Source organism: Streptomyces sp. WAC07094 (assembly GCF_036320405.1).
GTDB lineage: Bacteria > Actinomycetota > Actinomycetes > Streptomycetales > Streptomycetaceae > Streptomyces > Streptomyces lannensis.
This window is the reverse complement of sequence record NZ_JAVMJZ010000003.1, coordinates 516,175-536,999: the sequence shown is the minus strand read 5'-3', so window position 1 is coordinate 536,999 and position 20,825 is coordinate 516,175. Positions and strand designations below refer to the sequence as shown.

General features: G+C 68.8%; 17 protein-coding genes. 8 read left to right on the top strand and 9 right to left on the bottom strand.

What is annotated here, in order from left to right:
* A partial coding sequence (leuA, locus tag RCR19_RS41880) for a 2-isopropylmalate synthase (protein WP_331270328.1) occupies positions 1 to 1,278 on the bottom strand: 1,278 nt, incomplete at its 3' end.
* 351 nt (positions 1,279 to 1,629) lie between these two features.
* Here leuA and RCR19_RS41875 point away from each other — a divergent pair.
* The 3 genes from RCR19_RS41875 (at position 1,630) to RCR19_RS41865 (ending at position 4,396) form a co-directional block, all read left to right on the top strand.
* On the top strand, positions 1,630 to 2,700 hold the full coding sequence (locus tag RCR19_RS41875) for a M4 family metallopeptidase (RefSeq protein WP_331267134.1): 1,071 nt from the start codon (positions 1,630 to 1,632) through the stop codon (positions 2,698 to 2,700).
* Between the two features lie 33 nt (positions 2,701 to 2,733).
* Complete coding sequence (locus RCR19_RS41870; protein WP_331267133.1) at positions 2,734 to 3,000, top strand: protealysin inhibitor emfourin; 267 nt, start codon at positions 2,734 to 2,736, stop codon at positions 2,998 to 3,000.
* Positions 3,001 to 3,109: 109 nt separating this feature from the next.
* On the top strand, positions 3,110 to 4,396 hold the full coding sequence (locus RCR19_RS41865) for a GH1 family beta-glucosidase (protein ID WP_331270327.1): 1,287 nt from the start codon (positions 3,110 to 3,112) through the stop codon (positions 4,394 to 4,396).
* A gap of 565 nt (positions 4,397 to 4,961) precedes the next feature.
* Here the strand turns inward: RCR19_RS41865 and RCR19_RS41860 are convergent.
* Complete coding sequence (locus RCR19_RS41860) at positions 4,962 to 6,464, bottom strand: FAD-dependent monooxygenase (RefSeq protein WP_331269297.1); 1,503 nt, start codon at positions 6,462 to 6,464, stop codon at positions 4,962 to 4,964.
* An 83-nt stretch (positions 6,465 to 6,547) separates the two neighbouring features.
* On the opposite strand from RCR19_RS41860, the gene RCR19_RS41855 reads away from it, so the two are divergent.
* The 4 genes from RCR19_RS41855 (at position 6,548) to ltaE (ending at position 10,391) form a co-directional block, all read left to right on the top strand.
* On the top strand, positions 6,548 to 7,204 hold the full coding sequence (locus RCR19_RS41855; protein WP_331269298.1) for a helix-turn-helix domain-containing protein: 657 nt from the start codon (positions 6,548 to 6,550) through the stop codon (positions 7,202 to 7,204).
* Positions 7,205 to 7,360: 156 nt separating this feature from the next.
* Positions 7,361 to 7,804, top strand: coding sequence for a GNAT family N-acetyltransferase (locus RCR19_RS41850; RefSeq protein WP_331269299.1), 444 nt, complete (start codon positions 7,361 to 7,363; stop codon positions 7,802 to 7,804).
* 254 nt (positions 7,805 to 8,058) lie between these two features.
* Positions 8,059 to 9,087 carry a PP2C family protein-serine/threonine phosphatase gene (locus RCR19_RS41845; protein ID WP_331270326.1) on the top strand — a complete coding sequence of 343 codons (1,029 nt, stop codon included), beginning with the start codon at positions 8,059 to 8,061 and terminating at the stop codon, positions 9,085 to 9,087.
* A gap of 266 nt (positions 9,088 to 9,353) precedes the next feature.
* The gene (gene ltaE / locus RCR19_RS41840) at positions 9,354 to 10,391 is read left to right on the top strand and encodes a low-specificity L-threonine aldolase (protein ID WP_331270325.1); all 1,038 of its coding nucleotides are present in this window, start codon (positions 9,354 to 9,356) and stop codon (positions 10,389 to 10,391) included.
* Positions 10,392 to 10,601: 210 nt separating this feature from the next.
* On the opposite strand, the gene RCR19_RS41835 is transcribed toward ltaE, so the two are convergent.
* The gene (locus RCR19_RS41835; RefSeq protein ID WP_331270324.1) at positions 10,602 to 11,810 is read right to left on the bottom strand and encodes a carbohydrate-binding protein; all 1,209 of its coding nucleotides are present in this window, start codon (positions 11,808 to 11,810) and stop codon (positions 10,602 to 10,604) included.
* A 191-nt stretch (positions 11,811 to 12,001) separates the two neighbouring features.
* Positions 12,002 to 12,730 (bottom strand): MBL fold metallo-hydrolase, encoded by a 729-nt coding sequence (locus RCR19_RS41830; protein WP_331270323.1) that lies wholly within the window; start codon positions 12,728 to 12,730, stop codon positions 12,002 to 12,004.
* A 329-nt stretch (positions 12,731 to 13,059) separates the two neighbouring features.
* On the opposite strand from RCR19_RS41830, the gene RCR19_RS41825 reads away from it, so the two are divergent.
* Positions 13,060 to 13,653, top strand: coding sequence for a malonic semialdehyde reductase (locus RCR19_RS41825; protein WP_331270322.1), 594 nt, complete (start codon positions 13,060 to 13,062; stop codon positions 13,651 to 13,653).
* A 471-nt stretch (positions 13,654 to 14,124) separates the two neighbouring features.
* Here the strand turns inward: RCR19_RS41825 and RCR19_RS41820 are convergent, their stop codons facing one another.
* From RCR19_RS41820 to RCR19_RS41800, 5 genes are all read right to left on the bottom strand, one after another.
* A complete protein-coding gene (locus tag RCR19_RS41820) occupies positions 14,125 to 15,558 on the bottom strand; it encodes a glycoside hydrolase family 43 protein (protein ID WP_331270321.1) in 1,434 nt (477 codons plus the stop codon).
* A 46-nt stretch (positions 15,559 to 15,604) separates the two neighbouring features.
* Positions 15,605 to 16,546 carry a carbohydrate ABC transporter permease gene (locus tag RCR19_RS41815; protein WP_331270320.1) on the bottom strand — a complete coding sequence of 314 codons (942 nt, stop codon included), beginning with the start codon at positions 16,544 to 16,546 and terminating at the stop codon, positions 15,605 to 15,607.
* Between the two features lies 1 nt (position 16,547).
* Entirely contained in the window at positions 16,548 to 17,453 is a 906-nt protein-coding gene (locus RCR19_RS41810; RefSeq protein ID WP_331270319.1) for a sugar ABC transporter permease, read from the bottom strand.
* A 33-nt stretch (positions 17,454 to 17,486) separates the two neighbouring features.
* Complete coding sequence (locus tag RCR19_RS41805) at positions 17,487 to 18,830, bottom strand: extracellular solute-binding protein (RefSeq protein ID WP_331270318.1); 1,344 nt, start codon at positions 18,828 to 18,830, stop codon at positions 17,487 to 17,489.
* 129 nt (positions 18,831 to 18,959) lie between these two features.
* Entirely contained in the window at positions 18,960 to 20,783 is a 1,824-nt protein-coding gene (locus RCR19_RS41800) for a sugar-binding domain-containing protein (RefSeq protein ID WP_331270317.1), read from the bottom strand.
* Positions 20,784 to 20,825 lie beyond the last annotated feature (42 nt).

The following is a 20,825-nucleotide window of genomic DNA, read 5'->3' as shown; positions in this document are numbered from 1 at the left end:
GGAGAACTCGATCTGCATCCGGCGCGGCAGGTCCAGCTTGTGGTCGTTCTTCAGGACGTAGGCGACGCCGCCCTTGCCGGACTGGGAGTTGACGCGGATGACGGCCTCGTAGGAGCGGCCCACGTCCTTGGGGTCGATGGGCAGGTACGGCACCGCCCACTCGATGTCGTCGACCGTCTTGCCCTGGGCGGCCGCGTCGGCCTCCATGGCGTCGAAGCCCTTCTTGATGGCGTCCTGGTGGGAGCCGGAGAAGGAGGTGTAGACCAGGTCCCCGATGTACGGGTGGCGCGGGTGGACCTCCATCTGGTTGCAGTACTCCCACGTGCGGCGGATCTCGTCGATGTGGGAGAAGTCGATCTGCGGGTCGACGCCCTGGGAGAAGAGGTTCATGCCCAGGGTGACCAGGTCGACGTTGCCGGTGCGCTCGCCCTGGCCGAACAGACAGCCCTCGACGCGGTCGGCGCCGGCCATCAGGGCCAGCTCGGCCGCCGCGACCGCCGTGCCGCGGTCGTTGTGGGGGTGGACGGACAGGCAGACGAACTCGCGGCGGGAGAGGTTGCGGTGCATCCACTCGAAACGGTCCGCGTGCGTGGACGGGGTCGAGCGCTCCACGGTGGCGGGCAGGTTCAGGATGATCTCGCGGCCCGGCTCGGGTTGCCAGACGTCCATGACCGCTTCGCAGACCTCCAGGGCGAAGTCCAGTTCGGTGTCGGTGAAGATCTCGGGGCTGTACTGGTAGCCGAACTCGGTCTCGGGACCCAGCAGCTTCTCGGCGTACTCCATCACCAGCCGGGTGCCGTCCACCGCGATCTGCCTGATGTCGTCCCGGGAGCCACGGAAGACGACCCGGCGGAAGACCGGGGCCGTGGCGTTGTAGAGGTGGACGTTCGCGCGCCTCGCGCCCTTCAGCGACTCGACGGTCCGCTCGATCAGGTCCTCGCGGGCCTGGGTCAGTACGGAGATCGTCACATCGTCCGGGATCGCGCCCTCTTCCTCGACGATCGAGCGCACGAAGTCGAAGTCGGTCTGCCCGGAGGCCGGGAAGCCGACCTCGATCTCCTTGTAGCCCATCTTCACCAGCAGATCGAACATCGCACGCTTGCGCGCCGGCGACATCGGGTCGATCAGGGCCTGGTTGCCGTCGCGCAGGTCGGTGGAGAGCCAGCGCGGAGCCTGGGTGATCCGCTGGTCGGGCCACGTACGGTCGGGGATGTCGACCTGGTCGTACGGACGGTACTTGTGGATCGGCATGGAAGTGGGCTGCTGGCGGTTGGCCATGGTGCGTGGGCTCCTCATGGGGTCCGGAAGGACGGCCGACGGCGCAACGCCGAACTCCGCGGGGAGGGAGTCGGCCTCGACTACAGGCCCTCGCCGCGGCAGCTAAGGAGGAGCAGCCCGAAACGCATGATGCTCCGCATGCTAGCCGAGCCACGCCGGCTGCGAAGGCTTGTATCAGTATGCGGGACCGCTGGGACAATTCGGACATAAAGTGCGCCACATCACACCGCCCCCCTTCGCACGGAAGCCCATAGCACCGCACCCGGCGACACGCGGCCCGTCGAGGCGGCAGTTCACCAATCACGGTTGCAGGTAGTGACAATCTCGTTACACAGTGCAATGGTTCCGCTCATGACCACCCCCGGGGGCTTCCAGCCCGTCTTCTGCACGATCGTGCCGCCCCACGTCCTCGACCGGCTCGCACAGCACGAGGACTCCGGACTCGCCGCTCCCGCGCGCCGCACACTCGAGCGCGACGCCCTGGAGCGCACCCGGCGCCGGCTGACCACCGTCATCGGCGCCCCCACGGCCGCCCCGCCCGAGCACACCGCGGGCAAGCCGTACCGAACGGTCTACGACGCCGGCCACCAGGAGAGCCTGCCCGGCAGGAAGGTCCGCGGCGAGGGCGACGAGCCCGGACAGGACGCATCGGTCAACCGTGCCTACGCGGGGCTCGGCGCCACCTTCGAGCTGTACCGGACGGCGTACGGCCGGGACTCCATCGACGGCAAGGGGCTGCCGCTCGACGCGACGGTGCACTTCGGCCAGGACTACGACAACGCCTTCTGGAACGGCGATCAGATGGTGTTCGGCGACGGGGACGGCGAGATCTTCCTCGACTTCACCATCCCGGTCGACGTGATCGGCCACGAACTCACCCACGGAGTAACCCAGTACACGGCGAACCTGGCCTACTTCGGGCAGTCGGGCGCGCTCAACGAGTCGCTCTCGGACGTGTTCGGCTCGCTGATCAAGCAGTACACGCTCGGCCAGACCGCCGCCGACGCCGACTGGCTGATCGGCGCGGGGCTGCTCGCGCCGCGCGTCACCGGCAAGGCGCTGCGCTCGATGAAGGAACCGGGCACCGCGTACGACGACGACGTCCTCGGCAAGGACCCCCAGCCGTCGACGATGGACGGTTATGTGAACACCGGCCGCGACAACGGCGGGGTGCACATCAACTCCGGTATCCCCAACCGGGCCTTCTACCTGGTGGCCACCGCCCTCGGCGGCAACGCCTGGGAACGGTCCGGGCAGATCTGGTACGACGTGCTGACCGGCGGCGGTCTCGAGGCGGAGGCGACCTTCGCGGACTTCGCCAGGCTGACGGTGGCGGCGGCGAGGACCCGCTACACCGAGGACGGCGAGGAGCAGGATGCCGTCCTCAAGGCCTGGGAACAGGTCGGGGTGCCCGCCTCGTAGCCCGCACGCCCGTTGTCGTACTAGACAGGTGCCATGCGTATTCGGGTGAGGCGCACGGGCGGGTTCGCGGGTATCGAGCGCCGGGCCGAGGTGGAGACCTCTGGACGGTCCGATGCCCAGGAGTGGCACTCCCTGGCCGAGCGGGCGGTCGCCGCCGGCCGGGACGCGCCACCCGCCGTGGTGCCGGACGGCTTCAGTTACGAGATCACCGTGGACGGCCGGACCGTGTACTGCGCGGACCCCCGGCTGACCGAGGAGCAACGGGCACTGGTGTCACGGGTGCTGAAGGAAGGCGCCTGACCCTGCCCGGCGCCTGACCCTCCCAGGCGCCGGGCAGGGACCCGGCCGCCCTCGAGGTTCGGGCTTTCGGTTCGTGCCCGGCCGTTGACTTCCGTTACCGACGGTAAGGATGATCCGGCGCATGGTGACGAACCCGATGCCTCAGTTCCCGGCCGGTTTTCTGTGGGGTGTGTCGACCTCGGCGCACCAGATCGAGGGGGCGGCGGACGTGCGCGAGCCCTCCGTGTGGGACGTGTTCACCGCCGAGCCGGGGCGCGTGAAGGACGGCTCGACGGCGGCGGTGGCCTGCGACTCCTACCACCGCTATCACGAGGACGTGGCGCTGCTGGCCGGCCTCGGTGTGGACGCCTACCGCTTCTCGGTCTCCTGGCCGAGGGTGGACTCCCCCGGCGGCCTCGACTTCTACGACCGCCTGGTCGACGCCCTGTGCGCGGCGGGCATACGGCCGGTGGTGACCCTGTTCCACTGGGACCTTCCGGTGGCCCTGGACTGGCTGGAGCGGGACACTGCGTCCCGCTTCGCCGACCACGTGTCGGTCGTCGCCGAGCGCCTGGGCGACCGCGTCGCCAAGTGGATCACACTCAACGAGCCCGCCGAGCACACCTTGCTGGGCCATGCGCTCGGGGTCCACGCCCCCGGCAGGCGGTTGATGTTCGACGCGCTGCCGGTGGCCCACCACCAGTTGCTCGCCCACGGCCTGGCCGTACGGGCACTGCGCGCGGCCGGGGCGGGCGACATCGGGATCGCCAACTCGCACGGCCCGACCTGGGCGGCGTCGGAGAAGCCGGAGGACAGGGAGGCCGCGGAGTTCTACGACCTCCTGCTCAACCGCCTGTTCTCGGACCCCGTCCTGATCGGCCGCTACCCCGAGGGCATCGGCGAGTTGATGCCGGGCGACGTCGAGGCCGACCTCAAGGTGATCGCGGAACCGATCGACTGGTACGGGATCAACTACTACGCGCCGACGAGGGTGGGCGCACCGCAGGGCGCGGAGATCGAGTTCGGCGGTCTCTCGTTCCCCGCCGAACTCCCCTTCACGGTCCGGGAGATCGAGGACCGCCCGGTCACGGACTTCGGGTGGCCGGTGGTCCCGGAGGCGCTCACCGAGCTGCTCACCGGATTCGCCGGGCGTTACGGCGACCGGCTCCCGCCCGTCCTCATCACCGAGAACGGCTGCTCGTACGAGGGCGTCGACGACCAGGAGCGCATCGCCTATCTGGACGGCCACATACGGGCGCTGCACCGGGCCGTCGAGGCGGGGGTAGACGTACGCGGCTACTTCGTGTGGTCACTGCTGGACAACTTCGAGTGGGCCGAGGGGTACGCGCGCCGCTTCGGGCTGGTGCACACGGACTTCGAGACGCTGGAGCGAACCCCGAAGGCGTCCTACACATGAATATGGAGGTGCCGAGCAGGCCGTCGTACGCGTCGAGCACCAGGGAACCGACGCACGAGAGGCCGGCGATCACGGCAGTCAACCGTGCACCGGCGAGAGTGGCGGTCGCCGCCGGGACGGTGGCCATCAGAGAGGCCAGGTGCTCGGATCGGGGAAGCATGAATCCGGCGACCATAATGGCGGCGATCATCGTGAGCGCGATTAGGAAGGGCCCATAGCGGGTGGTGACAAAGGAGCCCCACGTTGGCCTCAATCCGGTCCTCAGCGCTATGTCTCGCAGAAGTTCGGGCTGGCGCACCACAAACCCAGTTTATCATGCAGAATCATGGACACGGGAAATTACTTCGGACGGGGATGCGTTGAGGATTTTCGCGATGCGTGTACCTGCATTCCGCATACCTCTGGTTATGCGTGTGAAGAAGGGTCGCATCTTGCATGGAATGCCGGCCGCTTTCTGTCTGAAGCGCCATCCCTGGATGCGGTGGCGCGCGCATCGATGCGCGCGCCACCGCATCCAGGGATGGCGAAGCGGGGCAGCTTCGGGCAGGCCGCGGCCGAGCCGGTTTCAGGACAGCGCCACCGGGTCGCCCGCGAGTGCGGCGAGCAGGTCGTCGCCGCACTCGGCGGAAGTGTCGGCAGCCCAGCCGACATAGCCGTCAGGGCGGATGAGCAGGGCGGCGGCCCCAAGATCGTCGACGCAGGTGGCGCGGACCAGGTCGACTCGCGGCGGAAGTTCGAGTTCGGCCGGGACGGCGCCGGTGAGATCGAGCAGTACGGCATGTCCTGAGGCGAAGAGCGCCGAGAGTCGGGTGGGGCCCGCCGTGGTGACCAGGTCGGTGTCCGGCACGCGCCGTCCGGTCAGCGGGTGCTTTCCGGGCAACTCGTAGCGGAGCGAGAGCCCGGACATCAGGCCCGCCAAGTGACGGTTGGCGTCCGGTAGTCGCATGAGGTCGATGAAGATGGCACGCAGGGCGGCCACGTCCTCGTTCGGGTGCGGATCGGCCAGCACCCGCTGCGCCGAGGTGTGGTGCAGGACCTGGGCTCCGACCGGGTGCCGTTCGGCCTGGTAGCTGTCCAGGAGGTCGCTGGGCGCCCGACCCTGGACGACCGAGGCCAGTTTCCACCCGAGGTTGAACGCGTCCTGTATTCCGAGGTTCAGTCCCTGGCCGCCCAGCGGGGGGTGGATGTGTGCTGCGTCGCCGGCGAACAGGACCCGGCCCGCACGGTAGTCCTCCAACTGGCGCGTGGCGTCGCCGAATCGCGAGGAGTTGTCCACGCCGCCGAGCGAGGTCTCCTGGCCGTACACCGCCCGGAGCGCCGCGGTGATCTCTTCGTGGGTGACCGGAGTGTCGCGGTCGACGTCCGCCCGGTCCGCGCGTCCGAAGGTGAAGCGGTACCGGTCGCCGCCGAGAGGGGCCAGCATGGCCCAGTAGCCGCCCCCTTGGCGGGTGAGGGTGCTCATGTGCCCCATCTCCTGAGGCACCAGTGGCGAGACGGCGGACAGACGGATGTCGGCCAACACCGCCTGATGCGTCCCGGGCCTACCGGGAAACGGCAGCCCGAGCAGTTTCCGCACCGTGCTGTGGCCACCGTCGCAGGCCGCCAGGTAGCTGGCCCGCACGTGCAGGCCACCCGCCGCGACGACCACACCGTCGTCGTCCGCCTGGACCGCTGAGACCGCGGCGCCGCGCAGGACCCGTGCACCGGCGCCGATCGCCCGCTCCTCAAGCACCTCCTCGATCTCCCACTGTGGGATCGCGATCGGGTGGGGGTGCCTGGTCCGCCACGGAGCGCAGTCCAGAGGCACGGGCAGAGCAGCGAAGTGCCCGCCGATCGGCTCTCGCAGCACGGCCCGGCGCCGCAACGGTTCGAGCAGCCCGCGCAGTTCCAGCATTTCAGCGGTGCGGGGCTGGATAGCGCCGCCCTTCACCTGCCGGATGCGTTCGGGCAGCTTCTCCAGCACCACGGTCTCGACCCCCGCCAGGGTGAGTTCACACGCAAGCATCAGTCCGGTCGGGCCTGCGCCCACGACGACGACCTCGGTCTCGATCTCGGTCAACACCTTCACTCCCTCAGCATTTCTCGCCTCGGAGTAAATGTATACCAGGTGCAGAAATATCCTCGGGGAAGATCTCTGTTACGGTGTGCGTCGTGGACGGCAGGCCAGGGCTACGGGAACGGAAGAAGCGGCGGACCCATGCGGCGATCTCCGACGCGGCGATCGCGCTGTTTCTCGAGCACGGCTTCAACCAGGTCTCGGTGGCGCAGGTGGCGGAGGCCGCCGAGGTGTCCAAGCGGACGCTGTTCGCCTACTTCCCGACCAAGGAAGACCTCGTGGTGCATCGCCTCGCCGACCACGAGACCGAAACGGCGCGTGTTGTGCGGGACCGCTTGCCCCCCACCGCCCCACTGACCGCAGTGCGCCAGCACTTCCTCAAGGGGCTGGACGACCGGGACCCGATCACGGGGCTCAACGACCACCCGCAGGTGCTGCGGCTCACCCGGATGATCCTCGACACGCCTTCACTGGTGGCCCGGATGGAAGGCTTCAAGGCCGGCGCCGAACGTGCGCTCGCCGATGCGTTGCAGGAGACGGCCGCAACCCCGGAGCTCACCGCGCGGCTGGCCGCCGTCCAGATCGTCGCGGTCCAGTGGGCGCTGGCGCAGGACAACGCCGCACGTCTGGCGTACGGAGAACCGGCGGACGCGCGTCATCCGGGAGCTGTGGCCGACGCGGACCATGCGTTCACGCTGTTGGAGAACGGACTGGGCGATCTGTCCCGCAGCCGTGACACCAGTGCCCGATGATCGCCCCATGGCAGGTCTCGCCGACGGCGACGCTCTTCGGTGACCGTCTGTCGTGCCCTGGGTCCTGCGGTTAAGGTCCCGGGGCACGGGCGGTGTCGGAAGTGCGGGTGGTGCGTGAGGTGTTGGCGTCTCCCGCGGAAGAGAAGGGTGGCGCTGGTGAGGATCGAGAAGGCGATCGAAGCGGATGTCGAGCTCGTGGCGCACTTCCTCGGCGAGGTCGAGGCCTACTACGGCGGGGTCGACACCCGCGTGGATCAGGAGCAGATCCGCGTGGCGCTCTTCGGCCCACAACCCGTTGCCACCGTCTTGATCGCCCGCGAAGGCGACACAGCTCTCGGATTCGCCTCGTACAGCTTCGTCTGGCCTGCCGCCGGCGCCGACACGTCGATCTATCTCAAGGAACTGTTCGTACGTGAGGCTCACCGGCGCGACGGTGTCGCGGGGCGGCTCATGGAAGCCGTCCGCGAGGCGGGCCGTGCAGCCGGCTGCTCGCGGATGGAGTGGACCGCGGACGCCGGCAATCCTCCGGCCCTCGACTTCTACAGAGCCCAGGGTGTCGAGCCGCGTGCGGACAAGCCCTTCTATCGCACCAGCCTGTAGCCCGTCGGCCTCGCCATGCCCGCTCGCCGCGCGGGTCCGCGGTGGGGCTCTGTACCGCGCGGGCCGTCCCCGAGTGCCGGTCCGGCCGGGGCGGCAGGGGTCGTGTGCGCCGCTGCGGGTGCGGTGTTCGCCCCGGGTGCCTGAGTGCGAGCATGGGATATATGGGCGCGAAGTCGGATATGCCGGGAGCTCGGCGGGCCGTACGGCCGAGTCACGCACTGCTCGTGATCCCGCTCGGTCTGATCATCTTGATCATGATCGCGGACGTGTTCACGGGCAAAAGTTCCCAACTGGGTCCGTTGCTGATCGTCGCTCCCGCGGTCACCGCATCCTTCGCCGGTCCTCGTCTCACAGGGCTCATGGGCGCCCTGGCCGTGGCAGGCCAAGTCCTCTCGGCGATCGCAGAGGGCAGCGGGCTCACTGCCGGGCTCGAGATTCAGGTGATCGGCCTCGCGGTGGTCTCCGGGTTCCTGGTCGCCCTCCGTGCCGTCCGCGACCTGCGCGAGCGGCAACTCGCCCATACGCGCTCCATCGCAGCGGCCGCGCAAGAAGTCCTGATACGCCCGCTTCCCCGGCGCGCCGGCCCGCTGCGTATCGCCACCGACTACATCGCCGCGGAGCTGGACGCACGGGTCGGCGGCGACCTGTTCGCGGCTGTCCGCGCCGACCGGGTGACCCGGGTCATCATCGGTGATGTCAGGGGCAAGGGGCTGCCCGTCATCAAGGACACATCCCTCCTGCTCGGCGCCTTCCATGGCTCGGCCTATCGCAATCTCTCGCTTCCCCACATGGCGATACATCTGGGGAACGCCATGTACTGGAACTGGGCCAACGCCGCCGCTGACGACCCCGAGGCCGACGAGTCCTTCGTGACCGTTCTTCTTCTGGACTTCCCCGACAACGTCGGGCGGGTGGAGACGATCAGCTGTGGCCATCCGCCGCCGCTGCTGCTCCACGAAGGCAAGATCAGCGCCCTGGATGCCCGCAGTCCCGGACTCCCGCTGGGCATCACCGTCCCCACAGTGGATCAGTACGTCGTCGACACCTTCAGCTTCGTGGCCGGCGACGTCCTGCTTCTCTACACCGACGGTGTCATCGAGACAGCCAGCCCCAACGGCACCTTTTATCCGCTCTCCAAACGGATGGCGGCCTGGGACGGCACAGGTGGCCCGGAGCGCCTTGTCCGACACGTTCATGAGGACCTGTTGAGCCACGCTCGCGGACCTCTCGGCGACGATGCCGCCCTCATCGCCATCCAGCGCCTCGCCGATCGGACGGAGTGACGGCTCCGTCGCCTCCGGTGCGCACCTGCCACTGCGCGATGGAGGGTGCCGCGGACCGCGTAGGTACGCGGCCGCGCGTGGCGGCAACCGGAGACTTGTGAGTGGGACCTGTAGGTCTTCTGGAGTGATGTCTGTCCCTCGACCCGAACTTGAGGGTGCCGATGGAGGGGACGGTCGCCTTGTGACGGCGGTCGGGTTCGTGGTGGATGCCTCGGCCCGGTCACCCCGCGAGTGGGTCCCCAAGGTCGGAGCTGTAGTAAAGGGGTATGGACAACGTCATAGACCTGCGTAGCGACACCGTCACCCGCCCCACCGACGCCATGCGTACCGCCATGGCACAGGCCGAGGTGGGCGACGACGTGTTCGGTGACGATCCCGCCGTGAACGCGTTCCAGGAGCGGCTGGCGCAGCTGCTCGGCTTTCCCGCCTCGCTGTTCGTCTCGTCCGGAACCCAGAGCAACCTGTGCGCCTTGCTGAGCCACTGCGGGCGGGGCGAGGAGTACATCGCCGGGGCGGAGGCCCATCTGTACAGCCACGAGGGCGGCGGGGCGGCCGCGCTCGGCGGGATCCAGCCGCAGCCGTTGCCGCACCAGGACGGGACCCTCGATCTGGCGGACATCGAGGCGGCGATCAAGCCGGACGACCCGCACTTCGCGCGGAGCAGGCTCCTGTGTCTGGAGAACACGTTCAGCGGCACGGTGATCGCCCCCGAGTATGTTCAGGCGGCCACGGCACTGGCCCGAAAGCATCACTTGGCGACGCACCTGGACGGGGCCCGGATGTTCAATGCCGCGGTGGCCGGCGGCGGCGATCCCTACGAAGGGGCACGGAAGATCGTGGAGCCGTTCGACAGCGTGTCGGTGTGCTTCAGCAAGGGCTTGGGGGCGCCGGTCGGGTCGGTGCTGCTCGGCTCGACGGAGTTCATCGGGCAGGCGAGGCGGTGGCGTAAGGCCCTGGGCGGCGGTATACGGCAGGCGGGCGTCCTGGCAGCGGCTGCTTCCTACGCACTGGACCATCACGTCGAGCGGCTGGCCGACGACCACGCGAACGCCGCACTCTTCGCCGAGATCCTCGACGGCGTACCGGGGCTCGAGGTCGGCCCGGCGCGCACCAACATGGTGTTCGCGCGGCCGGTGCCGGGGGTCACGCCGCCGGATCTGCTGGAGCGGCTCGCGGCGCAGGGTGTGCTGTGCACTGGGGGTCGGCCGCAGTTCCGGTTCGTCTTCCATCTCGACGTCTCGAGGGCGGACGCGGAGCGCGCGGCACATCTGGTCCGGGAGACCGTGGCCGCAAGCGCCGCCTGAGGGCGGGCGGGGCCCCTACAGCGCACCGGGCTCAGCCACCGGCATGTCCCACGCGCCCGTGCGGCCGACCGGGCAGCCGGGCTCGGCGGGTCCCGTAGTCGGCCGGTGGGCCCCCCGCCGTCCACCACTGTGAGGCGGTGACACGGTGGCGCCGGTTCCTTGCGGGGATCTCTCGAGTTCCCCGCAAGGGCGACCGGGTACCTCAGAGCCTCAGCAGGCGCCCTCGTCCTGCCAGGGGCCCCACTCGGTGGCGGCGGGCTGCTCGTTCTGGGTCCACCACTTGGCCTTCCAGTTGTGGTTGCTGTACGAGACCTCGTTCCCTGCCGTGTAGACCGCGGTGGAGCTCCAGGCGGGCTTGCATGTCGTGTTCGGGGGAGTCGGCGTGCCGGTGGGGGTGCCGGTGGGCGGGGTGACTCCGGCGAACTTCACCGAGTACTTGGCGAAGTCCCCGGCGTTCTGCGGGACGCTGGAGCAGGTGCCCGAGGTGCGACCGCCGTTGTCGGGCGGATTGCACTGGCGGTCCCGGTTGAGCGACCAGAAGGTGAAGCGGTCCATATTGTGGCTGGTGGCGTAGTCCAGCACGCTCTGGAAGTCCGCCTGCGTGAACATCTCCCCGGTGTCGCTGCGACCGTTCATGCCCGAGAAGCCCTCGTGGGCGTAGGCGGTGGCCTGGTCCCAGCCGAACGTGGACTGCAGGATCTGGTTGAAGTTGGTCAGTGCGCCGGTCTGGGAGGCGGCGCCGTTGAAACCGCCGTCGAAGGGCATGATCGAGAAGTTGTTCGGGGTGAATCCCTGCGACTTCGCTTCCAGGAGCATCTGCTTGCCGAACCAGCCGGTGCCGTCGGCCGTACCGGCCGTGGTGACGGAGACGTAGAGGCCGGGATTGTTCTGCTGGAGGATCTTGGCAGCGCCGATCTCGTTCTTGACGGCCGCCGTGTTCTCGTACTCCGGCTCTTCCAGATCGAAGTCGATGGCGCGCAAGCCATACTTGGTGATCACCTGTTGGTACGCCGCCGCTGTGGCCGCTGCGTCCGAGCACGTTTGGCCGAGCTTTGTGCCGCCGTATCCGCCGATGGAGACGGAGACGTCACCGCCCTTGGCGCGGATGTTGCTGATGACGGACTGGACGGCGGTGTCCGAGGAGACCGCCGCGGTGCCGCCCCAGGTGGGGGAGCAGCCGCCGCCGTTGGGGGCGAGGACGAAGGCCAGCTGGAAGGCCTTGAGTCCGGTTGCGTCCATGATTGCGCCCGCGTCCGGCGGGTCGTTGTCCAGCGGCATCAGATAGGGGGCCGCGGCGTACCAGCGGTTGCTCAGGGCGCTTGTCGCGCCCGAGGCGTTGCCCGCTACCAGCGCGGTCGTGCCTGCGGCGGCCAGTCCGACCGCGGCGACCGCGCCCAGACATGCACGAAGACGTCTCACTGCGTGCCTCCGGTGGGGGTGGTGGGGGAGCCGTCCCAGCCTGGTGAGTTGTTGTAGTCACGTCAATGGATTGGCCTAGACCAAGTGACAGTTTGGACTAGACCATGCAAAGGCTTTACTTCGGTACGGTGTGGGTGCGTGTCGGGACGGTGCCGAGCTGCGTCACGTGGCGCGGCTGATGCGACCGAGCCTCAGAGCGGGAGAACCAGCCCTTCCGCTGCGGCCAGGATCTCCCCGTCGTATGTGGCCGCCGCCTCTGTGACGCACCGCCCTCGATCCGTGTCGGGCCAGAAGTGCGTGAGCAGCAGGCGCCGTACTTCCGCGCGAGCGGCCCATCGGCCCGCTTCGGCCGCACCGAGCAGACGAGGGTCGGTGGCGGCGCCCTGCAATGTGGCGCCGGCGATGAACAGGTCCGCCTCGTGGGCCAGTTCGCCGAGCGCGTGGTCGCCACCGGCGTCGCCGCTGTAGGCCACGGTCAGTCCGGGTGCCGTCAACCGCACGCCGGCGTGCGGCACGTGGTGCGGAAGCGGGCTCCCTTCCAGCCGGAAGATGCCGATCTCGTGGCTGCCGGGCAGAGGATGTGGTTCGAAGACCTCGCGCAGATCCTCGGTCGGCTCCATCGCCTGCACCCGCTCGAGCACCCCTGGCGGGCAGTACAGCGGCAGGCGGTTGTCGAGCCCTCCGCCGAAGAGCAGCGCGCGACAGAGTGCGCTCAGATCCGCGCAGTGATCAGGGTGTTCATGGGTGATGGCCACGGCGTCGAGTGCTTTCGCCGGGCAGACTTCCAGCAGTCGAGGCAGGGTTGCGTACCCGAGGTCCAGGGCCAGGCGAAAACCGTCGATCTCCAGGAGGAAGCCGCTCGCCGCCCGGCCGGCTTCCGGCCAGGCGCCGCATGTCCCCAACACGGTCAACTCCCGCACCGCCGCATGCTCCCACGCTGCCGACCGACAAGGCCATGGACGGGAGCCGGGCGTTGCATCGAAGGCCGCTGGACTGCCCATCGGGTCCCGGCGCCGGAATGCCTGCCCCGGTGTCGTCCAGTGCCGGAAGCGATGTCAGGCCGTCCGGTGATCGCTCTCGTGAGGACCGACGTTGCAGGTCCGCTGCACTGTGAGATGCGCGACCACATTGTGGACATTGTGCCCAGCGTCACAGACGGGAACGGCAAACTCGTTGAACGTTCACCTATAGTGGTGGAAGATTCAACAACACTCAGTGATGGGTGTCCCCGATTCAACCGAGGTATCTGATGACCCTCCAGCTCGACCCGGCCGCCCAGAACCTTCTCTTCCGGGATGCGCACACCGCGAACACCTTCACCGACGAACCGGTGACCGATGAGCAGGTGCGGGCCGTCTACGACCTGGTGAAGTACGCCCCGACCGCCTACAACCAGCAGCCGCTGCGCGTTGTGCTCGTGCGCACTCCCGAGTCCCGCGAGCGACTGGTGGGCCATATGACCGCGAACAACGCACCGAAGACCGCCGCCGCACCCCTCGTGGCGATCCTGGCCGCGGACAACGAGTTCCACGAGGAGCTGCCCAACCAGTTCCCGGTGTTTCCCGAGGCGAAGGACCTGGTCTTCGGCGAACGGCCGGTGCGTGAGCAGTCGGCGACCCTGAACGCCGCGCTGCAGATCGGCTACTTCATCCTCGGCGTTCGGGCCGCCGGACTGGCCGCCGGCCCGATGACCGGCTTCGATGCCGCGGGCATCGAGAAGGACTTCTTCCCCGACGGCGACCACTCGGTGCTGGTCGTGGTGAACATCGGCAAGCCCGGCGAGAACGCCTCGTACCCCCGCGGCCCGCGTCTGGACTACGACGAGGTCTTCGACGCCGTCTGAGCCGCAGTCCGACCCGCGTCCGGACCGCTGCCGCCGGGTCCTGCCGACGGCAGCGGTGCACGTTCGGCCACGAGGTCGGCGGCCCTGCTCTCCGGGCAGGGCCGCCGACCTGTCGGCTTCTGTGATGCAATCACCCGAGGCTGCGTACATGATCGGTGACAGGCCGGTCCCGGACAACGGGACGCAGGCGACTCCACCGCGGAACGCAGTGATCTGGTGGTCCGTCGTATCAAGGCGTGCGACCGGAGCGGGTGCCCGAAGGGTGCGGCCGACGTGAAGCCGCGGTTCGCCGGTGCCGCTTGCACGCTTCCGTGTCACCGAGAGGGTTTCCGGCCTGCTCCGGCCGCAGTTGTCCGCCGACGGTGCTGCGAGCACCGTCGTCATCGCCGCCGGAGCCCTGCTGTCCCCGCCCAGGCTTGGCCGTGTCAGGTTGATCGGGCGCGGACCGCATCCGCTACGACGCCCGACCGGTCACTTGGTGTACACCTCCGCCCGGTCCACGCTCACGAACGCCGCCTGTGACTGGGAGTTGTGCTCGCCGGTGACCCGAAGACGCAGGGTGTGCCGACCGTCGGGCAACTGCGGGCTGACGTACTGCAACGTCTCCCCGGTGCGCATCGCGCCGTAGAAGTCGACGCGTTGCTCGGAACCTCCGTCGATGCTCAGGGCCCCGATGCCGTTGCCGGTGTCGCGCACGGACAGCAGAGCGATACGGGTTCCGGTGAAGGTCCAGGTGACCGTGTTGCCGCTTCGGTCGCTCCAGTGATCGTCGCCCCAGAAGCACTGAGTGGCGCATCCGGTGCCGGAGTTCCAGGTGCCGGTGTACGCGAGTGTGCCGTCGCCGCTCGACCGGCCGTCGTCATTGATCCAGTAGGTACCGGAGCCCGGGTCGCCCGCCGGCAGTTCCTGGGTGGCGCCGACAGCGAGCGGGCGGCCGAGGTCGGGACCGCCGTCCGCCTTCCACGTGATCTTCTGGGCGCGGGTGGTGCGGTCGGTGTAGGTGTAGGCCGACGTCGTCTTGGCGTGATAGACGATCCAGTCCTCCGTTCCGTCGGGGGAGCGGAAGAAGGCATGGTGGCCGGGACCGTAGACACCGTGGTCGTCCGAACGGGAGAACACCGGGCCGGAGGTCTGCTCCCAGTTGGCGGGTACGAGCGGGTCGGCGCCTTCGCGCAGGGACATCATCCAGACCTGGTAGTCCGGCTTGCCTGTGTCGCATGTCGAATACGTCATCCACGTACGGCCGTTGCGGTTGAGGAACTCCGGTCCCTCGCGCACCTCGGCACAGCCGCCGGCGGCGTCGATCGCGACGGCGTCGCCGGAGACGGTGTAGGGGTTGGACATCGGGGCGATGTTGATGCCGTTGTGCTGGTACGCGTTGATACCGGCATAGGCGAGGTAGAGGCGCCCGTCGTGCTGGAGGATTCCGGGGTCGATGGCGAAGTCGGAGACGTGGTTGGGCGGCGCGAGCTTCGCCTTGAAGTGGTAGGGACCGGCCGGGTCGTCACGCTCCGACTCCAGGACGTACAGGCGATGATGGTCGTCGATGCCGTCGTCCGCCGTGTAGTAGAGGTACCAGCGGTCGCCGAAGCGGTAGAACTCCGGTGCCCAGATGTCGCGGTTGCGCGAGGCATCGGTGTCGGTCCACACGGTGACGGGGGCGGCGGTCAGCAGGGTTCCCAGCGAGGACGAGCGCCACATGCGGATGCTGTCGCCCTGGGTCGTCGTCAGGTAGTAGGACCCGTTCCAGAACGTCACGAAGGGGTCCGGGCCGGTGTTGAGCGGATTGCGGAAGGTGCCCGTCTCGGTGGCGGACGCGGTGACGACGGTCTGCGGGACGGTGACGAGTCCCAACAGGAGGACGAGGAGGAGGGTGAGGCGGGGAAAGCGCCGTGCTGCGCGCATGGCGGCTCCTTCGCTGCAGGGGGTGGGTGGTGTGTCGGCAGGGTGCCTATTGGCCGCCGAGACCCGTCGTCGCGACGGACTTCACGATGTGCCGCTGGAAGAACATGAAGACCACGACGAGGGGAAGTGCGGCCAGGACGGCGGAGGCCATCGTCTGGGCGTACTGGATGCCGTAGGCGTCCTTCACGGAGGTGATGCCTACCGGCAGGGTCATCAGCGCGGGGTCGGAGGTCGATACGAAGGGCCACAGGAAGTTGTTCCACGCCCCGATGAACACGAAGATCGAAACGGCCGCCAGCATCGGGCGGGACAGCGGCAGAAGGACCGACCAGAAGATGCGCCAGTGGCCGGCACCGTCGATGCGGGCCGCCTCCTCCAGCTCGTGGGGCAGTGAGTCGAAGTGCTTCTTCAGGATGAACACCATCACCGGCGCGACAGTCTGCGGAAGGATCACCGCGGCGTATGTGTCCACCAGGTGCAGGGTGAGCATCTGCCGGAACCACGGCACGATCATCAACTGGGGCGGCACCAGAACGGCGGCGACGGTCAGTGCGAACAGCACGCGGCGGCCGGTGAACCGGGTGCGGGAGAAGGCGTAGCCGGCCATAGCCGAGACCAGCACGGTGATCACCGTGACGGCGGCGGAGACGAGCAGGCTGTTGAGCATCCACAGGGGCAGGTCTCCGCGCTGCCACACGGAGCTGAAGCCGTGGAAGGTGAACCCGTGCCGGGGCCAGAACCAGTGGGCCGGATCGCTGGCGTCCGCCTCGGACTTGAAGGCGGTCAGCAGGGCCCATGCCATGGGCAGCAGCCATATCACCGTCATGACGACGAGCGCGGCGAGCGCGAGCACGCGGGCGAGGGCGCCGTCCCCGAGGGTGAGATTAGTGCGGCTGCGGCGGGCCTGCTGTCGAGGCATCGATTCCCGCACGCCTAGCTCGCTTTGCCGGGTGGGCGCGGTGCGGACGGGCAGATCGGTGGAGGTCATGTCACTTCTCCCGGCGGCGGAGGGCGGCGTACTGGACGGCGGAGGCGATCAGGACGAGGGCGAAGAAGATGTAGCTGATCGCCGAGGCGTAACCGAGCCGGTAACCGGTGAAGCCGACGTCGTAGATGTACTCGACAACGGGGCGTGTGGAGCCGTTGGGACCGCCCTTGGTCATCAGGTACACCTGGTCGAAGACCTTCAGCGAGGCCAGGATCTGCAGCACCGTGATCACCGCGCTGATGCGGGCGAGTTGGGGCAGGGTGATCGACCACAGGCGCCGCCAGGCGCCCGCGCCGTCGATGGCGGCGGCTTCGTAGAGGTGGTCGGGGATGGACTGCAACGCGGCTAGGAGGAGAAGGAAGTTGAAGCCGACGGTCCACCACAGCGTGGTCAGGGTGATTGCCCACATGGCGACCGACTCGTCGCTGAGCCAGGCCACCTGTTCCAGACCGAGGATGTGGAGGAGGTGGTTGTACAGGCCGAGGTCCGGCTGGTAGAGCCAGATCCACAACAGGCTGACGACGCCGACCGGCAGCAGATAGGGGGCAAAGAAGGCCAGCCGCCACACCCATTGGCCGGGCAGGCCCGTGTGGACGAGCAGAGCCAGCACGAGGGCGACCAGGACCAGCGGAACGGTCGAGATCAGCGTGAACCAGACGGTGTGACCGAGCGAGCTCCACATTGCGGCGTCGCCCAGGGCCTCGGTGAAGTTGTCGACGCCGACGAAGCCCGGGCTGTGTGCCGACAGAGAGGTGTCGGTCAGGCTCATCCACAGGCCCTGGCCGAGCGGCCACAGCAGGAAGACGGCGAACAGGACGAGGAAGGGCAGCGCGAACAGCAGACCCGGCGGGACCGGTCGGCGCCCGGACGGGGCCCCGGTGCGGGGCGCGGCCTGAGGAGAGGACATCGTTGTGCCTCCTGCGCGGGGTGTGCGGCCGGGTCAGGCCGGACTGGGCTTGGAGAGGAAGGTGTTCAGGCGCTGCACCATGGCGCGCGCCGCACGGTCGGGGGCGAGGCCGTCGAGGAGAGCCTGCTGCAGCACCTGGGACATCGCGTTCTGGAAGTCCGATCCGGCGCCGGCGAACCACACCGACGGGTCGAGGACGACGTGATCCTGAGCCTCGGCGTAGTGGGCCTGGGGCTGTAGTCGTGCGTAGGCGCTCGTCCGGGTGACGGGCCCGTAGGCGGGGATGTGGCCCGCGGTGGCCCAGATCTGGCCGGCCTTGAGGAGGGCGGCGACCGCCCGGTGCGTACGGCGGCGGTGCTCGGGGTCCGGGTCGGGGTGGCGGGGCAGGACGAAGGAGTGCGAGTCGGCGTACACGGCCGGGGTGCCGAAGACGGTGGGGAAGGGGGCGGCACTCACGTTCTTGTCCGCGGTGCGGAAGGTACCCAGCTCCCATTCACCAGAGAGGATCATCGCCGTCTGCCGGTTGGCGAACGCGGCGATGGCGGCGGGGTAGTCGAGCCGCTTGGGGTTGACCCGCCCGTCGACGAGTTTCGCCATGAACGCGATGACCTCGGCCATACGGTCCACGTCGACCTCGGCGGGTCCGCCTTCGGGCAGGTCGAAGGCGCCGCCGGTCTGCCGGTACAGGCCGTAGAACAGGCGCCAGCCCTGCGCCGTGTCCGTGACGTAGCCGAAGGCGATGCCCTGCCGGCCGGAAGCTTTGGCCAGTTCCCTGCCGGCGGCCAGGAAGCGGTCGGGGGAGGAGAAAGCCTCGGTGTCCAGGGCGCCGTCCGGGGTGAGCAGGCCGGCTTTTGCGGCCGGTTCGGGGTGGAAGAAGACGATGAACGGGTGCGTGTCCAGGGGGACGGCGTAGGTGTGTCCGCGATATTGGGTGCGTGCCCACACCGCATCGGCGAAGTCGTCGCGTCCGACGCCGTATTCGGCGAGGACGTCGAGGTCCCAGGGGTCGAGCAGACCGGTGGGGGCGTAGCCGGCCAGACGGGACATGTGCGCGACGGCGACGTCGGGGCCGCGGCCACCGGCGGAGGCCATGGCGAGCTTGGTGTAGTACGGGGTTCCCCATTCAAGGACGGTGCGCTCGATACGTGTGCCCGGCATGTCGGGACGTGCGGCGCGGACCATGTCGTTGAGCAGGCCGCCGTCGGCGCCGCTGAACAGATCCCACAGGCGGACGGTCGACGCGTCGGCGGCCTGCGCCGACCCGCAGCCGCTGAGGGCTGCGGCGCCGAGGAGGGCCGCACCGGAGGTGAGGGCGGTGCCGAGCAGTCGGCGCCGGCTCAGGCCGGGGGGACCGACGGGCGCGGGTATGCCTGTCATCGGGCTCCTTTCCAGCGGCGACGCTGCATCCGAAGGCGAGACCGGAGCACCGCCGCCGCACGGCTCATTTCTTACATCGATGTAAATTCTGCGCGGGATGCGCTGTGCTTCCGCTCGCGCGGAACCGTGCTAGGGAGTGTTCTCGTAGGCCGCCGGGCGCAACTGGGCCTGGCGCAGACGGCCCGTGTCGACCTTCTCGGTGCGATCGAAGCGGTAGACGCCGTTGCGTTCCTGGAAGACGTCGGTGAGCTGCGTGTAGCAGTAGCCGAACATGTCCGGGTCGCCCAGCAGCACGCCGGTCAGCCCGGTGAACCGGTCGACGAACTCTTCGTCGGTGCACGGCCGTTCACCGTAGCCCCAGGAACTGTCGCGCTCTTCGCCGGTCGCGGCGGCGGCCTCCGGGTCCCACCAGATGCCGCCGAACTCGCTGCAGAAGTAAGGCTGCCCCCGGTACGGCAGCGACCAGTGCCGGCCGTCGGGCGCCGCGTTCACGTACGGCCGGTCCTCCGCCAGGCCGTCCATCACCCTGGCGAAGGCGACCGGGTCCTGCTCGTAGCAGTGGGAGTCGTACACATCCGTATCTGCCACCCGGTGGGCGTAGCCCGAGGCGTCGACGACGGGGCGGGTGCCGTCGGCCTGCTTCGTGGCCAGGAACATGGCGCGGGTCACGTCGTCGAGCCGGGTGATGCGGTCGTGCAACGGCTGGTAGGTCTCGTTGAGGGGGCACCAGCCGACGATCGAGGGGTGCGAGTAGTCCCGCTCCAGGGCCTCGAGCCACTCGGTGACGTACGACGCGTCCGGTTGCTGGTTGTCGTCGCGGACGCCCACCTCGCACCCCCAGTCGCCGAACTCGCCCCAGACAAGGTATCCGAGCCGGTCGGCATGGTAGAGGTAGCGCTCCTCGAACACCTTCTGGTGCAGCCGGGCGCCGTTGAAGCCCGCCGCACGTCCCAGCTCGATGTCGCGGACCAGGTCGGTGTCCTCCGGCGCGGTCATCAGCCCGCCGGGGTAGTAGCCCTGATCGAGCACAAGGCGCTGGAAGACCGGTTCGCCGTTGAGCAGCAGCCGTTTGCCGTGCAACGAGATCGAGCGCATACCCGCATACGAGCGGGCCGAGTCCACGATCGCGCCGTCGGCGTCGAGCAGTTGGAGTGTGAGGTCGTACAGGTGCGGATCCTGCGGTGACCACGTGCGCAGGCGATCGTCCGGCACGGGAAGCACCAGCCGGGGCGCGAGATCGAGGTCCGCGCGGGTCTCGGACGAGATGATCTCGCCCTGGTCGTCCGCGAGGATGGCCCGCAGCCGGTGACCGGGGACATTTGCGGTCAGCGGCAGTTCAAGGAAGAACGAGCCCGAGGCCAGGTCGGGCGTGATGCGAGGGCGCTTGAGCGCGGCCGTTCGCGGGACCGGCTCCATCCACACGGTCTGCCAGATTCCCGTCGTCCTGGTGTAGTGACAGTGGGAGTTGGCGTACCAGGTGGCTTGCTTGCCGCGAGCCTGAACGCCGTGACGGCTGTCGCGGGCGCGGACGACGATCGTCAACTCGTGGCCCGGCTCGGCGACATCACCGAGGTCGGCGGTGAACGGGGTGAAACCGCCGCGGTGTCGTGCCACTTCGGTGCCGTCGACCCACACGGTGGTGTCGTGATCGACGGCACCGAAGTGCAGCAGCACCCGGGATTTCGCCCAGGCGGCCGGGACGGTCACCGTGCGCCGGTACCAGACGGCCTCGAGGAAGTCGGTCTCACCGATCCCGGAGAGTTCGGACTCCGGGCAGAACGGGACGACGATGCGGTCGGCGAGTTCTCTCTCCCGCAGACCGCGCTCGAGACCGGTGTCGGACCGGTCGATCTCGAACTGCCACTCGCCGTTGAGGTTCAGCCAGGTCTCCCGGACGAACTGCGGCCGCGGGTATTCGGGGCGGGGTGGGGCCGAGGGGCGGGGGAGGGGCATGGGGCTCCTTGCGCCTTGGGACTCGAGGTGTGCGGGGCACAT

Coding starts and splice junctions, on each gene's coding strand:
- RCR19_RS41875 (WP_331267134.1), top strand. CDS start 1,630: ATGACCACCCCCGGGGGCTTCCAGCCCGTCTTCTGCACGATCGTGCCG.
- RCR19_RS41870 (WP_331267133.1), top strand. CDS start 2,734: ATGCGTATTCGGGTGAGGCGCACGGGCGGGTTCGCGGGTATCGAGCGC.
- RCR19_RS41865 (WP_331270327.1), top strand. CDS start 3,110: ATGATCCGGCGCATGGTGACGAACCCGATGCCTCAGTTCCCGGCCGGT.
- RCR19_RS41845 (WP_331270326.1), top strand. CDS start 8,059: ATGATCGCGGACGTGTTCACGGGCAAAAGTTCCCAACTGGGTCCGTTG.
- ltaE (WP_331270325.1), top strand. CDS start 9,354: ATGGACAACGTCATAGACCTGCGTAGCGACACCGTCACCCGCCCCACC.
- RCR19_RS41825 (WP_331270322.1), top strand. CDS start 13,060: ATGACCCTCCAGCTCGACCCGGCCGCCCAGAACCTTCTCTTCCGGGAT.
- RCR19_RS41820 (WP_331270321.1), bottom strand. CDS start 15,558: ATGCGCGCAGCACGGCGCTTTCCCCGCCTCACCCTCCTCCTCGTCCTC.
- RCR19_RS41815 (WP_331270320.1), bottom strand. CDS start 16,546: ATGACCTCCACCGATCTGCCCGTCCGCACCGCGCCCACCCGGCAAAGC.
- RCR19_RS41810 (WP_331270319.1), bottom strand. CDS start 17,453: ATGTCCTCTCCTCAGGCCGCGCCCCGCACCGGGGCCCCGTCCGGGCGC.
- RCR19_RS41805 (WP_331270318.1), bottom strand. CDS start 18,830: ATGACAGGCATACCCGCGCCCGTCGGTCCCCCCGGCCTGAGCCGGCGC.
- RCR19_RS41800 (WP_331270317.1), bottom strand. CDS start 20,783: ATGCCCCTCCCCCGCCCCTCGGCCCCACCCCGCCCCGAATACCCGCGG.